Genomic DNA, 14,790 nt, shown 5'->3' with positions numbered 1-14,790 from the left:
CGCCACGGCCGCTAACGTGGTCGTAAGGGGAGTGCCAGGGACGTTCCATGGAAACAGGACTCATCGCGACCTATGTGCCGGAGCTGGTGGCCACGTCGTTCGTCGTGGCCGTCGTGGCTTCGTACGCGGCGCTGAAGACCACCGGCCGCATCCGCGCCAGCGATCCGGTGGCCCGCCGCTGGTGGCTGACCGGTGGTGCGCTGGCGATGGGCATCGGCGTGTGGTCGATGCACTTCATCGGCATGCTGGCCCTGCGCCTGCCGATCCGGCTGGGCTACGACATCGGCATCACCCTGCTGTCGCTGCTGATGGCGGTCGCCGCCAGTGGTTACGCGCTGTGGCTGGTCACCCGCGACCACGTCACCCGGTTGCGGCTGCTCAGCGGCGCGGTGGTGATGGGGCTGGGCATCGCGGCGATGCACTACATCGGCATGGCCGCGATGCGGATGGATCCGGACATCATCTACCGGCCGCTGTGGTTCCTGGCGTCGGTGGCCATCGCCATCATTGCCGCCGGCGCCGCACTGGCCATCGCCTACCGCCTGCGCGACAACGCGCGCCACGAACGGCGCCACCGCCTGCTCGCCGCGGTCGTGATGGGCGTGGCGATCGTGGGCATGCATTACACCGGCATGGCGGCGGCGCATTTCCCTGCGGGTTCGATCTGCAGCGCCGCGTTGCGCGATGGGCTGTCGCCCGATTCACTGGCCTGGCTGGTGGTGGTGGTGAACACCGCGGTGCTGGGCACAGCGATCGGTGCGAGTGCGCTGGATCGCCTGCTGCACGAGCGCACCGCGCGCCTGTCCGACTCGCTGCAACTGGCCAATCGCCAGCTGACCCACCTGGCGATGCATGACGCGCTGACCGGCCTGCCCAACCGGATGCGGCTGATCGACGAACTGCAGGAACGCATCCTGCGTGCGCAGCTCAAGGGCGAGCGCTTCGCCGTGCTGTTCATCGATCTGGACGGCTTCAAGGGCGTCAACGACGCATTCGGCCACCACTTCGGCGACGCGCTGCTGGTGCGCGTGGCGGATACGCTGCGGCGCATGGCGGCGCCCGATGACACGGTGGCGCGGCTGGGCGGCGACGAGTTCGTCATGGTCACGCGCGTCACTGCGGTCGGCGAGGCGACGGCGCGCGGCGAGCGACTGCTTGCGGCCCTGGTGGAATCGACCCGGCTGCAGGAGAACGACGACGTGACGGTCAGCGCGAGCATCGGCATCGCGCAGTATCCGGGCGATGGCGAGGACGCGCAGGCGATGATCGCGCACGCGGACCTGGCGATGTATTACATCAAGCAGGCCGGCCGCAACGGACTGGCGCTGTACGCGCCGTCGATGGGCGATGAAGTGCAGGGGCAGCTGCAACTGACCTACGAGCTGCGCCGGGCGCTGGATCGTGGGCAGCTGGTGTTGCACTACCAGCCGCAGGTACGCGCGCAGGACAACGGCATGGCTGGCATGGAGGCGCTGGTGCGCTGGCAGCATCCGCGCCTGGGGCTGGTGATGCCGGACCGCTTCATCGCGCTGGCCGAGCGCGTGGGCCTGATCGTCGACCTGGGGCAGTGGGTGCTGGACGAAGCCTGCCGCCAGTGGGCGGTATGGCGTCGCGCCGGCGCACGCGTGCCGACCGTGTCGGTGAACCTGTCGCCGGTGCAGGTGCGCGGCGACTATCTGGTGGCGCAGGTGGCCTCGGCGATGCGTCGGCACGGCCTGCCGCCCGGAGCGCTGACGCTGGAGATCACCGAGTCGATCGCGATGCTGGAACCCGAGCGCACGGTGCAGGTGCTGACGCAGCTGGTGGACGCGGGTGCACGCATTTCAGTGGACGACTTCGGCACGGGCTATTCCAGCCTGTCTTATCTGGCGCACCTGCCGGCACACGAGTTGAAGATCGATCGCCAGTTCGTACGACAGATGACGGCCGGCTCGCGCCATGCGGCAATCGTGCAGTCGGTGGTCCTGCTCGGCCAGCAACTCGGCATGGAAGTCGTGGCCGAAGGCGTGGAAACACTGGAACAGAAGCAGATGCTGGTCGCGATGGGCTGCAACCTGCTGCAGGGCTACTACATCGGCAAGCCGCGTGCGGTCGAGGACATGCCTGTACAGGTACCGCAGACGCTGTCTGCCGCCTGGGGAACGCGCGGCTAGGGCGTCAGCGGCGGTACGACGCCGTCGGTTCCTGCACCTTGCCCGCCGGCGCCACCGCGATGCGTGGACGGAGCCAGTCGGCGAATTCGGTTTCGCTGATCGAGCCGTCGGCGAGGCCGATGTATCGTGGATACAAGTCGATGTCGCTCGCCTGCAATCGACCGCCGTTGAGCACGATGAAGACTTCGCAGGCGACGGCTGCCGTGCGCTTGTTGCCGTCGACGAAGGGATGATTGCGTGCGATTCCGTACGCGACGCTGGCCGCGAGGTGGGCGAGGTCGGGAGGCGGATCGCCATAAGCGAACAACTGTTGAGGTCGCGCAAGGGCAGACTCCAGCAGCCGTTCATCGCGAACACCGCCGCCGCCGCCATGCTCGGCGAGTTGCCGGTCGTGGATGCCCAGCGCCAGCGTCCTGCTGATCCAGGTAATCATGGCGTCCCTTACTGGGCGAGCTTGTTGAGCAGAGTGCGGCGCTCACGCATCACCTGCTCGGCCACCTCCATCTGCTCCGCCAGCGTGGGGTCATAGACGGTAAGGCGGATGCCGTCGGGGGTCTCCAGCGCATGCAGCTCGTCGCCCTTCTCCAGCCGCAGGCGGGCCAGCAGTTCGCGGGGCAGGATGACGCCGGCGGAGTTGCCGATGGTGGTGATCTTGAGCTTCATGGTGGCGCGTTCCGGGTGTTATAACAGTCGTTATACGCTCCCTGGCGACGGGCGACAACCTGTATCCGATGGCGCGGCTTCCCGCCGGCGTAAAGCTTCCGCCACTGCGAGAACCGGAGTGACACAAACAAAAAGAGCGCCTGCGGCCTCGTCACCGCAGGCGCCCGGTGGCACCTGTCCCGGGGGCAGGTGCGCTTAGCGGTACACGCGCTCGCAACGGCGCTCGACGATGCGGTCGCCGTTGTTCTCCTGGCTGTTGCCCTGCACCTTGCGGCCGATCGCGCCACCGGCGACGGCACCGCCGACGGTGGCGACCTTCTTGCCGTTGCCGCTGCCGACCTGGTTGCCCAGCAGGCCGCCGACGACGGCACCTATTGCCGTGCCGGCCACGCGGTTGGGGTCGCGGCTGTTCTTCTGCACTTCCACGTTGCGACATTCGACCTTGCTGCCGTCGCTGAAACGACGCCCTTCGTCCTGCGGGCCGTACGTCTGTGCCGCGGCGGCCGACATCACCGACATCAGGCCAAGCGACAACAGGATGCGTGAGGTTTTCATGGCGGATCTCCTGGGTGGGAATCGCGACGCCAGCCTGCTCGCCGCGTCGCGAACGCGCGGTGAAAACCCTTCGTATCGTTCATGCGCGAGTGCGGTTGCCGTGACGCCGGCACGACAAACATGACGCATGGCTGACGATCGCGGTGCGCGTTGACGGCGGCGCGACGCGCGCCTGCCTAGCGTGGCGTCATCGCCCACGAGGACACCGTCATGCACACGCCCGAAGAACTCGAGAAGAAGCTGTGGAAGGCGATCAAGTCCGATCGCACACTGATGCTGGGCCTGGACGGCGCGGAAGACGGCCATACGCGTCCGATGACCGCGCTGCTGGAGCACGAGGGGCGGGGGCCGTTGTGGATCTTCACCGCCACCGACAACCTGTTGGCGCAGCGCACCGTCGCGCCGCAACGTGCCATCGCCTCGTTCGCATCGATGGGGCACGACCTGTTCGCGAGCCTGCAGGGCGCGCTGGTGCGCGATGATGATCGCGCGGTGATCGAGCGCCTGTGGAACCCGTTCGTGGCTGCGTGGTACGAGGGTGGCAAGGATGATCCCAAGCTCGCGCTGCTGCGCTTCGATGCCGAACACGCCGAGATCTGGCTCAACGAGCACAGCCTGCTGGCCGGCGTGAAGATGCTGCTGGGCGTCGATCCCAAAGAGGACTACGAGGACAAGGTGGCGGAAGTGAACCTGCGCGGATAGGCCACTCGTCACGGTTTCCCCAACGCCACATGACTCGTGCCGCTGCGACGATGGCCGCATCCGCGGCAGCTGCGCGTGATCAAGGGAAACCGTCGCCGGAACAGGGGCCAGGCTGCGGTGCTCACCGACCGGATGTCATGCCCCATGCTGCTGTATTCGCAAGCCCACCTGCACACCCTGCTGGACCGTCTGGAGACCAGCGACGCCCGCACCACCGGGCAACTCGAAGCGCTCACCGTCTGGGTCGCCGCCCTGGTGCAGAGTCATCCCGATGGCGAACGCCTGCGCGCGTCCGCGCAGGCGCTGTCGGCACGCAATCCGTTCCGCGCGATGTGCCAGTACCAGGAAGAAGTCGCTGCCTACGACGCCACGTTCTGCCAGCTGCAGTCATTGGCGGCGCCGAGCGACATCGCTTTGCGCGTGCGCGCGCCGTTGCCGCCCAACGTATGAGACGTCTTTCGCCCGATGCCGGACGCCGGCGCGCACGTCGGCGCGATGACGGGGCTGCGGCCGACGTGGTCCCGTTGTGCGCGACCGGCGTGCTCGCCGTCGCGACGCTGGCGATCACCACGTTCGTTGCACCGGATTCATTGCGCGCGACGGTGGCAGCAACCGCCACGGAAGCCTGCCAACCACACTCGACAGCACTCCACGCGCGCGACGACACGCGCGGCTGACGCCGTGCGCGATGTGCATGTGGTGAGAGAAGAGGGTACCGCGCCAGCGATCCTTCGACGGGGACGCACCTGCAGCCAAGCTGGACGAAGCTAAGGCTTCGCACAACGGTACCCTTGTGGTCGCCGTGGCTGTTCACCTGGATCCGGCTCGCCGCTGCTGCGGCATCGACCACGCCCGCAGTGTCGCTTGCGGTTCGCAAAGATCGCGTCAACGCATTGCGGCTACGCGGCCCGAACTGCGGGCCGGGTCACACGATGGGGTGAACACGCGCTGTCTTGCACCTCATCGCGTCGGCGTTGGGGCGTGCGCGCTCGCGATGTCGACGAAGACCGGGTTGGAATAGAACCACAGGTCCTGCCACGGATCCTCGCCAGGCACATCAGCCAGTGGCGTGGCTTCCTGCGTGCTGCTGCCGCGGGCGCGCACGAACGCGCCGCGCGCAGGCACTGGCAGGTCCCACGTCACGACATGCCAATCGCCTTCGCGATGCCATGCGCCGGCGCGAACATGACGCGTCTGCATCGCTGGGCTGCCGTCATCGCCGGATGTGCCGACGATCAGTTCCATCTGCGCGAGCGCGGGAAGATCGCCGTGCGTGTTGGGTTGCGTGGGCTGGCGGACGCGCAGTTCGATGCGCATCATCGCACCGGCGTCCATCGTCAGCGTGCCGCCGAGCGTGGCGCTGCGCGCGGGCTGCCCCACGGCGTGTACGCGCAGGTCGAGACGATCGATCAGGTCGCCGGTCACCGCGAACATGTGGCCGTTGCGCAAGCCGTTGAGGATGTCGCTGGCATCGTGGCGGGCCCACACATAGGTCTTGCTGTACTCGCCGGGATCGTAGTCGCGGCCACCATCGCGCAGGTTGACGTGCGAGTCGGAGGTGGCGGTGATCCAGAAGCGCTTGCCCTCCGCGAGCAGCGCGTCCCACACGCCACCGACCTGCGTGGTCATCTGGTCGAAGCCGCCGAAGGTCGGCGCCGCGGTGTTGCGGTACAGGCCACGTTCGCTGCGGATGGCTTGGTGGCCGGGCGCGCCTTCCATGCCGACCAGCACGCGCGGCGCGGTGTCGTGCCAGGCGCGCAACTCGGCCGGTTCCACATCGCCCCAGGCGCCGATGCCCGTGGCGGTGCGCGAGGGATGGTTGACGAACATCACCGGTGGTGCGGGCAGGGCGCGCATGTGCGCCAGCGCGTCGAGCATGGTCTGGCCATCATCGCGCTGCACGCCATCGACCGGCTCGCTGCGGCCGAAGCGGCGTTCGATCTCGACCAGTTCATCGCGTTCGCGAGGCGTCGGGGCGATGATCAACGACGCATGCTCGGCAGCCGGCACATCGAACTCTGCGCCGTTGAACTGGATCAGCGCAGGCACATCGCGGCGTGCCTGCTCCAGCGCGGGCCAGGCATGGTCGCGCGTCACCGCCGAATGACCGGGGCCGCCATGGTCGGTGTGCACCATCCACGTGAGGCCGTACTTCTGCGCCTGGCGCGCGTTGTCGCTGCGCGTGTACGGCGAATCGCCTCCGCGGATCGGCGTCGGTGGCGAGGTGGTGCGGTCCCAGTCCACGCTCCACTCGCTGTGCACGTGATGGTCGCCGGGTTGCCAGGCACGGCCGGTATCGCCATCGGCGGCGAATGCGGAAGAAGGGACAGCCAGCACGGCCAGCAGCAGGAAATGGCGCATCGGGAACCTCGCAGGACACGGCGACGTCGCCGCAGGCACGGCGGCATCGCAGGAAGGACAAGCGCGCCGCGGCGAAGGCCGTCGGCGCGCAGGGGATCAGAAGTCGGCGCGCAGGCCCAGGCTGACGCGGCGGCCCGACTTCTCGTACATGGTCGGGAACGACGGATCCATGGTGTAGCCGCTGGTCTCTTCGTCGGTCAGGTTGATGCCCTTCAGGCTCAGCTTCAGGTGGTCGCTGATCCGGTAGCCGATCGACACGTCGAGCTGGCCGTAGGCATCACGCCAGATCGGGTACATGTTGTAGCCGATCGACTCCACGTACTCGTCCTTGTGGTTGTACGACACGCGGGCGTCGAAGCGGGCGTTCTCGTAGTACGCGGTCAGGTTCCAGGTCTTCTCCGCCAGGCCCGGCATCGGCGTGCGGATGCCTAGGTCGGATTCGCCGGCCAGCGAGCTGTCCAGCATCGTGTAGTTGGCATTGAGGCCGAAGCCCTCGAGCACCGGATGGAACGTGGCCAGCGGCAGGTTGGCAATCAGTTCGATGCCGTCTACGTCGTACGAGCCCTTGGCATTCACCGGCTGGTAGACGTCGAAGTCGTAGTAGCCGTTGAGCGTGCCGTTGGCGTTATAGACGGCGACATCCTCGACCACGCCGGTCAGCGCGCTGACCACCACGCCGTCGATCTTCTTGCGGAAGTACGACGCCGCCAGCAGGCCACCGTTCTCCAGGTACTTCTCCAGGCCGATTTCCCACTGTTTGGCGTAGGTGGGCTTCAGGTCGGGGTTGCCGTCGGTGAAGCGGAACGAGCTCCAGCTCGCCGTGCGCTTGTAGGCCACATCACCCAGCGCCGGGCGGATCAGCGTTTCCGAGCCGGCGGCACGCAGCAGCAGGCCATCGGCCAGTTCGGCGGTCAGGTTGAAGCTGGGCAGCACGTCGGTGTAGCCGCCGTCCTTGGATACCGGCGTATCGGTGTAACCGATGGTGCCGTCCGGGTTCTGCACCGGGTGATAGCCGAAAGACGTCACCGAAGTGTCGATGTAGCGCGCGCCCGCGTTCACCGTCACGGGAACGCGGCCCAGGGTGAAGTCGAAGTTGGTCATTGCGTACAGCGCGGCCACCTCTTCATCGACGCGGTAGTACTGCGCATCGTCGAACGGGGTGGAGAAGCCGGGGTAGCGGAAGTAGCCGCGGGCGAAGTCATTGGACACCTGCTGCCAGTCGAGGTCCTTCACGCTGTAGTCGCCGCCGGGGACGATGTCGCCGATCCACTGCAGCGGGCTGTCGGCCAGCGTGCGGACGTTCACCCATGAGGTGTCGCCGGCGGACGGTCCGGTGATTTTCAGTTCACCGTACTGGCGCTCCTTGCTGCGGTCGGTGTAGCGGCCACCGAACTGTACGCTGCGCAGCGCGGGCAGGAACGGCAGCTCGAGCTTGCGCGTCACGTCCAGCTTGGCGGCGTACTTGTCGTCGTTGATCTTCTCCAGCGTGGTCTCGTAGGCCTCGAACAGGTAGCTCGCCGGCGAGTTGTACATGTCGAAGCCGCCGGAACTGGCACTGGGAATGGTCTCACCGCTTCGACCGGTCCAGCGCGTGCGCGAGGGCGCGTAGGCGACGTGCTTGAGGTTCGAATAGTCCAGCGTCTTCTCGGCGCCGGAGTAACCGACCATCGCCTCGACGTCCCACAGGTCGTTGTTCCAGTCCAGCGCCAGGCTGTACTGACCGTAGTCGGTCTTGTTGATCCGCTCCTTGCTCAGGAACTCGTGCTGCGTGGCGGTGTAGGACACGTCGCGCAGCACCAGCATGCCGTAGTCGGACAGGGTGGTGTCGTCGTACTCGTGGATCGTTTCCAGCGTGCTGCGGCTGGATGCCGAGTAGGCCGCAGCGTCGTATTCGTCCTCGGTGGTGTCGTAGCCGCCGACCATCGCATCGAAGGTCAGGCTGAAGGTGCGGCTGGGCCTGTACTGCAGCGACGCCGTCGCGCCCCACTTTTCCTGGTCGTTGAGGTAGACGCGGTCGCCGACCTTGTCCTGGAATACGATCAGGTTGCTCTCGGCCGTATTCGCGCGGTTGTCGATCGTCCAGCCGGTGTCGCGCTCGATCACCGTCTCGGCCTGTGAGCCACGCGTGCCGGAGGCACCGAGGAAGCGCGACATCGGACGGAAGTTGATGCCCGAGGTCGAATCGGTACGGTTGGTGCGCTCGGCGTGCGAGAACGACACCAGCGCACCCCAGTCGCCCCAGGTGTCGCTGGCGAGGAACGCGAACTTCGGGTCGGTCTCCTCGGAGATGGAGTTGTGCGCGCCTTCGGCCGACACCACCAGCTTGCGGCCGCTGTAGTCGAACGGACGCGCGGTGGAGATCTTCACCGAACCGGCGATGCCACCTTCCTCGTCCGCCGCCGTCGGCGACTTCTGCACGGTGACCTGCTGGATGATCTCGGAGGCGAAAAGGTCGAACTCGACGTCGCGCCCGCCGCTGCCGGACGCCGTGGCCAGGTCGTTGATCGACACGTGGGTGTACTCGGACGGCAGGCCGCGCACGTTGACCTTGCTGCCCATACCCTTGTTACGCTCGATGGTCACGCCGGGCATGCGCTGCAGGGCCTCGGCGAGGTTCTGCTCGGGAAAGTCGGCCACGTCGGTGGCGACGATGGAATCGGAGAAGCCGACGTTGTAACGCTTGATGTCGACCGCCTGCTCCAGGCTGCGGCTGTAGCTGCCGACCACTTCGATGCTTTCCAGCTCCTGCGTGTCCACGGCCTGCGCGGTCGGCGAGGTGCCTGCGGGCGCAGGGGACGTCGCTGGCGCCGGTGCGGCCGGGGTGGCGGGCGTTGCCTCGCTGTCGGCCTCGATGGTGACGGTGCTGGCGTTGAGATAGCGGTAGCGCAGTCCGGTGCCATCGAGCAGCTGCGTCAGTGCCTGTTCGGAGGACAGTCCTGCGGGCACGGCGCGGGTACGCGGATTGCCGGCCTGTGCGTTGTAGACGAATTGCAGGCCGGTCTGGCGCGACAGCGTGTTGAGCGCGGTGTCGAGCGACTGCGGCGGAATGGCGTCGGTGGCGACGTTCGCCTGCTGGGCAGCCACATTGGCCGTGGCAGCCTGCAACGCGAGGGCGATGGAAAGAGCGAGAAGTCGGCGCATCGGGAAGTCCAGTGGGGTGGGGTGGTGGCATCGCGTCCAGCGCGTGCTCACCTCCCTACGATTCCCGACGAAGAAGATCGGGCACCGTTTTCTTCGTGAATTTTTTCTTACAGCGCTTGGCTCAGTACGCGCCGGGCAGCAACACGTGGCGCGAGCGCACGCGGATCTCGCCCGCTGTCGCGGTGGTGGCCAGCGTCGGCTGTTCGTCGAGGAACGCGCGCAGCGAAGCAAGGTCGTCCGCCTGCAGGTTGCCGGTCAGCCGCAGTGCGCCGGCGACGTTGTCGTCCACCTGCAGGCGCACGCGGTTCATGCGGTTGAAGCGGTCGGCGATGTCGCGCAGGGGCTCGTCGCGGAACACCACGCGGCGCTCCCACCAGCCGGTGAGGACGTCGGTGTCTTCCTCGCTGAGTTGCACATGGCGGTCGGCCTGCGCGATGCGGGCCGCCTGGCCTGCGCTCAGATCGGCCAGCAGGCGTCCCGCGCCGTTGTCATCGATCACGTGGATGCGGCCTTCGGTGACGCCGAAGCGCGCCTGGTCGCGATGCAGCGAGACGTCGAACGTGGTGCCGATGTCGCGGACTTCCATGCCGGCCGCGCGCACGGTGAAGGGTCGTCGCCCGGGTGCGACCACGAAGCTGGCCTGTCCCTGCGTCAGCGACACGCGGCGATGGAACAGGCCGAGCGAGACGCTCGCCTCGCTCTCGGCATTGAGGTGCAGCACGGTGCCATCGTCCAGCGCGAACACGCGTGGCGCGCCGTGCGGTGCGGTGTAGTGGCGCGCAGGGGGTGACACCGCCTGCCAGCCGGTTGCGATCGCGAGCAGCAGCGTGGCGGCCACCGCCATGCGGGTTGCCCACGCACGCTGTCGGAAAGGAAAAGATCGTGGTGCGACCGTCTGCATGCGGCCCAGCGGAATGACATTGGCCTGGTGGTCGGAGCGGCCCGCGATGACGGCTTCGGTCTCCGCGTCCACGGGCATGCTGCGCACGGCGTCGCCGAGTTCGGCGGTCACGCGTGCCATCGCGAGGTACTCGCGCAGGTGGTCCGGCGAGGCCACCAGCCAGTCCATGAAGCGCTGCTGCTCGTCCGCACCCAGCGCACCTTCGCGCTGCCGCAGATGCCAGTGCGCCGCCTCTTCGGTGGCGGTCATCCTGTCGAATCGGCGTTCGCTCACCGGTCGTCCCCGACGGCGCGCCGGCAGACAGCCAGCCCACGTACGACGTGCTTCTTCACCATGTGCGGCGACACGCCCATGCGGTCGGCGATCTGGCGGTAGGTCAGGCCGTCGCGGTACTGCATGACCAGCACGGCGCGCGTGCGTGCCGGCAGGCCGGCGAGCAGGGAATGCATATGCTGTTGGCGCTGTGCGCGATCGGTCGCGTCCTCGACGCCGTCCGGAGAGGTCATCAGCGCGGCCACCTGTTCGACGTCTTCGATCGGTACCGGTGAACGCTGCCGGCGTGCGGCCTGTTCGCGCGCCAGATTGGTGGCGACGGTGTAGAGATAGGCTTCCGGATTGGCGATGCGTTCGCCTCCGCCCTGGTGCGCGCGCAGCAGGCGCAGGTAGGTTTCCTGCACCAGGTCTTCGGCCTCGTCGTTGGCGCCGCGGCGTGCGAAGAAACCACGGAGCGCGGGCGCCTGGTCGGTGAAGACGCGTGTCAGCGCCCGGATCGCCTGCTCGGCCAACGTCCCACCCAGTCCCCAAAACGCGGCAAGGTACGCGGCCGCGATGACATCCCGGTGACAGGGGGCGGAGGTCAGAGCCGGTGGATGCCGCGCAGCCGGATGGCGCCGGTGTCGACGTCGTGCACGTTGGCAGCGTGTGCACGCAACGCTGCCACCAATGCGGCGGCAGCCATGTCGTCATCGATGCGCATGCTGTGCGTCACCTGGCCCCAGGCGATGGCATGGCCGTCCTGGTAGACCTCGTAGTCGGCGAAGTAGTGGCGGGTTTCGTCACGTGCCGACATGTACATCGCATTCGCACTCGGCACAACCGAGCTGTTCCAGCGCGATCTCCAGGGCGAGCGCATAGCTGCGCGCACCGTAGCCGTCGACCACCGCGAGGCGACGGCCGGTGGAAGCCGGGAAGCTGGCTTCCTGTTCGCCGAGGCCGTCGTGCACCTCCACATAGGGATGCGCCAGCCCCTGCACCGCGCGTTGCAGCAGCGGATGGTCGGTGAGCGAGCCGGGATCGAGCAGGGTGGCGCGTACACCCCATTCGTTGGCCAGGCGCAGGGCGGTGAGCACTTCCGTGGTGGAGCCGCAACTGCGCACGGCCAGCGTCTGGCCCGCGCAGCCGGCACGCTGCACCAGCGCGCCGAGCACGGATGGCGGCAGCGGGAACGGCGCCGAGGTCAGGCTGTCGCGGCACTCGGGGCCACGGATGACGAGGATGGACATGAGGGTCTCCGGCTCAGGCATGGAAGGTGTCCGTCGCGGTTGGGCGATCGAGGCGGCGCAGCGCGATGTCGAGCGCCATGGCGTAGGCGCGTGGCAGGTCGTTGCGCAGGATGACGGTGACCAGCGGGGCGTGTTGCGGTCGTACGCGCGGCTCCAGCGCATGCGCGGCGTCGTCATGCACTTCGATGTACGGCGACGACAGATCGTCGAGGGCGTCACGCAGGGCTTTCGCCTGCGTGCTGTCTTGAAGGACGAGATCGCCCGTGTCGAGCAGCAGCATGTCAGGACGTTCCCGGCGCGCACGCTGCAGACCGGCGAGCAGGTCGCGGACGCTGTTGAAGGCACGGCATTGCAGCGACTGCCCAGCCGTTTTCGCGCGTTCGTGCAACGGACGTTCAAAGGAAGGGCGGGACGAAGAGGGCAACGGGGTGGCGGCATGCACGCCGCGCAGGATCAGGATGGACATGGAAGCGGTCGGTCGCACCAGAGTGCGGTGACGCCACGATAGGCGTGTGCCGCATAACGTCGCCATGCGGTTCCGGTGCGCCCGCGTAAAGAACGCGTAGCGGTGTCAGCGCGTCACGATCAGCGCCGCTCCGGTGAGCGCCAGCAGCAGTGTCCACAGCGAAGCCAGGTATCGCGCCTGCAGATCGAGGCGACGTGCACGCAGGCCCCGGCAGACCCCGATAGCGACCAGGTGCGTGGTGAACAGCATCGCCAGCAGGTGCAGGACTACGGCGCCCAGCATGAGCAGGAACGAACCGCTTGCGGTGATCGCGCCGGCCGGCCCGGACGATACGCACAGGGGTACCAGCGCGGGGACGAGCATCAGCCCGCTGCCCTGTGCGGTACCCATCAGGCAGGACCACATCGCCAGCGCCGTCGCCGGACGACGCGCACCCGGTGCCTCGTGTGAGGCGCGATCCTGCTTGCCGGCGATGAGTCGCCAGGCAGCGAGTGCAAGCAACACCACGCCGCCGACAAGCTGGAGACGCGCGCGGTCCAGTGCCATCCCCTGCATCACCACGGCGACCACCAGCAGCACCGAGGCCGCGTGTCCGCACGCGAGTGGAAACAGCGCACGGCCGACATCCCGTCTGTCGCGACGCTGCGTGGCCCGTGCCGCGACGAACAGCCAGCCGTTTGCCGGACTCAGGCCATGCAGGGCGCCGAGTCCGGCGATCGCCAGCCATGGCAGCGAGGCGTCGGGCAGCATCACGTCTTCGTTCCCGGTTCAGGCCTTCGACGAAGAACAGCAGGCGCCTGCGACGGCCGGTGACGTCTCGTAGCGGTCATGGTGGCGCACCCAGGCCATCGGGTATTCGTCGGCATCCTCATCGCGTCCGTACGGGGCGAGGTCCAGCAGCGCATAGGTGTGCATCATCGTCTCGACGCCGCGTCCGTAGCGCGAGTAGGTATGGAAGACCTGATCGTCATCGTCGCGCACGAACACGCTGATGCCCGGCGCCTCTTCATGCGGAAACGGCTGGCGAACGTAGTTGTAGTCGACCGCGCCACGCGACATCTCCTCCTGGGTGAAGGTGACGCCGAAGTCGTGGTTGAACGAGGTGCCGAACGAAGAGGCCCAGGGGAACGTCCATCCCATGCGTCGCCGGAACGCCTCGATGTCTGCCAGCGGCGCGCGCGAGACGGCGATCAGGGTGAGGTCGCGCTGGGCAAGGTGGTTAAGGGCTCCGGCGTGATGGTCGGCCATGAAGGAGCAGCTCTTGCAGCCCTGCTCCCATCCGGGTGCGAACATGAAGTGCTGGATCATCAACTGGCGACGACCGTCGAACAGCTCCGCCAACGTGCGCGTGCCGTGCGGCGTGTCGAAGGTGTACGGCGTTTCCACCCGCACCCAGGGCAGGGCGCGGCGTTCTCGTGCGATCGCATCGTGCAGACGGGTGAGTTCCTTCTCGCGCGCGAGCAGGGCTAGGCGGGCCGTGCGCCACATGTCGGGGGAAACGATGGCGGGGGTGTCGTGGGAGAGTGTGTTCATCGTGGACTCCGGGTCGTCGGGGAGATCGGGGGTGCAGGCAAGCGCCGTCCGTGCCGATGCCGCGGGGCATCGGGAATGCAGATGAAACGAGGGGCCGCCCGGGGCGGCGGGCGATCAGCCGGTGCGCGCGGGACGGCGCACGGCGCGGACCAGGCCACTGCGGCCGCCGCCGCAATAGAAGAGACCGGCGCCGTCGGATTCGAGACCGCTGACGTGGACGCCTGCCGGCATCTCCACGCGTTCCAGTACGCGACCGTCCTGCGGATCGATATGGCGAAGGTCGCAGTCATCGCCTTCCCAGGTGCCGTGCCATAGCTCACCGTCGACCCAGCTGACACCGGTGACGAAGCGATCGGATTCGATCGTGCGCAACACCGCGCCCGTGGCGGGATCGATCTGCACGATGCGGCGTTCGCGGTACTGGCCAACCCACAGGCTGCCCTCGGCCCAGGCCATGCCCGAATCGCAGCCCTGGCCCGGTGCGGGAATCGAGGCGACCACGTCGCCGGTGGCGGGATCGATCTTGTCGATGCGCGCTTCGGCGAGCTGGTACAGGTGCGTGCCGTCGAACGCGGTGCCGGCGTCGGCCGGACGTGCGAGGCTGCGCGCGATGTCGCCGCTGTCCGGATCGATCGCGATCAGGCGGTCGCCGGTGGCAGCCCACACGTGCGTGCCGTCGTGGGTCACGCCGGCGATGCCGCTGCTGGTCTCGAACGGGCCGTACTCGCGGGCGATCTCGGCGGTGCTGACGGTAGTGTCGTGGCGCGGGGTGTCGTTCATGGCGTGCTCCGGGTGCGCGGGAATGGGATCAAT

At 67.7% G+C, this 14,790-nt stretch carries 17 protein-coding genes; 4 read left to right on the top strand and 13 right to left on the bottom strand.

The window, feature by feature from the left end; genetic code table 11:
* The first annotated feature begins 47 nt into the window (after positions 1 to 47).
* Positions 48 to 2,153, top strand: a complete 2,106-nt coding sequence (locus IB225_RS03765; RefSeq protein WP_192309857.1) for a bifunctional diguanylate cyclase/phosphodiesterase — start codon at positions 48 to 50, stop codon at positions 2,151 to 2,153.
* A 4-nt stretch (positions 2,154 to 2,157) separates the two neighbouring features.
* Here the strand turns inward: IB225_RS03765 and IB225_RS03760 are convergent, their stop codons facing one another.
* From IB225_RS03760 to IB225_RS03750, 3 genes are all read right to left on the bottom strand, one after another.
* Positions 2,158 to 2,586 (bottom strand): type II toxin-antitoxin system death-on-curing family toxin, encoded by a 429-nt coding sequence (locus IB225_RS03760; protein ID WP_192309855.1) that lies wholly within the window; start codon positions 2,584 to 2,586, stop codon positions 2,158 to 2,160.
* Positions 2,587 to 2,594: 8 nt separating this feature from the next.
* Positions 2,595 to 2,816: an AbrB/MazE/SpoVT family DNA-binding domain-containing protein gene (locus IB225_RS03755; protein WP_192309854.1), complete on the bottom strand. Its 222-nt coding sequence runs from the start codon at positions 2,814 to 2,816 to the stop codon at positions 2,595 to 2,597.
* A gap of 195 nt (positions 2,817 to 3,011) precedes the next feature.
* Complete coding sequence (locus tag IB225_RS03750) at positions 3,012 to 3,371, bottom strand: glycine zipper 2TM domain-containing protein (RefSeq protein WP_192309852.1); 360 nt, start codon at positions 3,369 to 3,371, stop codon at positions 3,012 to 3,014.
* Between the two features lie 210 nt (positions 3,372 to 3,581).
* Here IB225_RS03750 and IB225_RS03745 point away from each other — a divergent pair, with 210 nt between their 5' ends.
* The 3 genes from IB225_RS03745 (at position 3,582) to IB225_RS03735 (ending at position 4,750) form a co-directional block, all read left to right on the top strand.
* Entirely contained in the window at positions 3,582 to 4,073 is a 492-nt protein-coding gene (locus IB225_RS03745; RefSeq protein WP_192309850.1) for a pyridoxamine 5'-phosphate oxidase family protein, read from the top strand.
* A 144-nt stretch (positions 4,074 to 4,217) separates the two neighbouring features.
* On the top strand, positions 4,218 to 4,523 hold the full coding sequence (locus IB225_RS03740; RefSeq protein WP_192309848.1) for a hypothetical protein: 306 nt from the start codon (positions 4,218 to 4,220) through the stop codon (positions 4,521 to 4,523).
* Positions 4,520 to 4,750 carry a hypothetical protein gene (locus tag IB225_RS03735; RefSeq protein WP_192309846.1) on the top strand — a complete coding sequence of 77 codons (231 nt, stop codon included), beginning with the start codon at positions 4,520 to 4,522 and terminating at the stop codon, positions 4,748 to 4,750. Before IB225_RS03740 ends, IB225_RS03735 begins: the two co-directional genes overlap by 4 nt.
* Positions 4,751 to 5,033: 283 nt before the next feature.
* Here IB225_RS03735 and IB225_RS03730 read toward each other — a convergent pair whose 3' ends face one another.
* The 10 genes from IB225_RS03730 to IB225_RS03685 all read right to left on the bottom strand — a co-directional run bounded on the left by IB225_RS03730 (position 5,034) and on the right by IB225_RS03685 (position 14,757).
* Entirely contained in the window at positions 5,034 to 6,434 is a 1,401-nt protein-coding gene (locus tag IB225_RS03730; RefSeq protein WP_225583249.1) for a hypothetical protein, read from the bottom strand.
* Positions 6,435 to 6,530: 96 nt separating this feature from the next.
* A complete protein-coding gene (locus IB225_RS03725) occupies positions 6,531 to 9,575 on the bottom strand; it encodes a TonB-dependent receptor (RefSeq protein WP_192309845.1) in 3,045 nt (1,014 codons plus the stop codon).
* Between the two features lie 121 nt (positions 9,576 to 9,696).
* A complete protein-coding gene (locus IB225_RS03720) occupies positions 9,697 to 10,725 on the bottom strand; it encodes a FecR domain-containing protein (RefSeq protein WP_192309843.1) in 1,029 nt (342 codons plus the stop codon).
* Between the two features lie 20 nt (positions 10,726 to 10,745).
* Positions 10,746 to 11,261 (bottom strand): sigma-70 family RNA polymerase sigma factor, encoded by a 516-nt coding sequence (locus IB225_RS03715; protein ID WP_192309842.1) that lies wholly within the window; start codon positions 11,259 to 11,261, stop codon positions 10,746 to 10,748.
* Positions 11,262 to 11,332: 71 nt separating this feature from the next.
* Positions 11,333 to 11,545: a hypothetical protein gene (locus IB225_RS03710; RefSeq protein WP_225583247.1), complete on the bottom strand. Its 213-nt coding sequence runs from the start codon at positions 11,543 to 11,545 to the stop codon at positions 11,333 to 11,335.
* Positions 11,532 to 11,978: a 3-dehydroquinate dehydratase gene (locus IB225_RS03705; protein WP_192309838.1), complete on the bottom strand. Its 447-nt coding sequence runs from the start codon at positions 11,976 to 11,978 to the stop codon at positions 11,532 to 11,534. Before IB225_RS03705 ends, IB225_RS03710 begins: the two co-directional genes overlap by 14 nt.
* Positions 11,979 to 11,991: 13 nt before the next feature.
* Positions 11,992 to 12,444 (bottom strand): hypothetical protein, encoded by a 453-nt coding sequence (locus tag IB225_RS03700; protein WP_225583246.1) that lies wholly within the window; start codon positions 12,442 to 12,444, stop codon positions 11,992 to 11,994.
* 105 nt (positions 12,445 to 12,549) lie between these two features.
* Positions 12,550 to 13,194 (bottom strand): hypothetical protein, encoded by a 645-nt coding sequence (locus IB225_RS03695; RefSeq protein WP_192309836.1) that lies wholly within the window; start codon positions 13,192 to 13,194, stop codon positions 12,550 to 12,552.
* An 18-nt stretch (positions 13,195 to 13,212) separates the two neighbouring features.
* A complete protein-coding gene (locus tag IB225_RS03690; protein ID WP_192309835.1) occupies positions 13,213 to 13,977 on the bottom strand; it encodes a thioredoxin family protein in 765 nt (254 codons plus the stop codon).
* Positions 13,978 to 14,091: 114 nt separating this feature from the next.
* Complete coding sequence (locus IB225_RS03685) at positions 14,092 to 14,757, bottom strand: PQQ-binding-like beta-propeller repeat protein (RefSeq protein ID WP_192309833.1); 666 nt, start codon at positions 14,755 to 14,757, stop codon at positions 14,092 to 14,094.
* Positions 14,758 to 14,790: the final 33 nt, after the last annotated feature.

Origin of the sequence: Pseudoxanthomonas sp. PXM02 (assembly GCF_014851805.1) — a bacterium.
GTDB lineage: Bacteria > Pseudomonadota > Gammaproteobacteria > Xanthomonadales > Xanthomonadaceae > Pseudoxanthomonas_A.
Note: the sequence above shows the minus strand (reverse complement) of the source record. Positions and strands in the feature narration are given on the sequence as shown.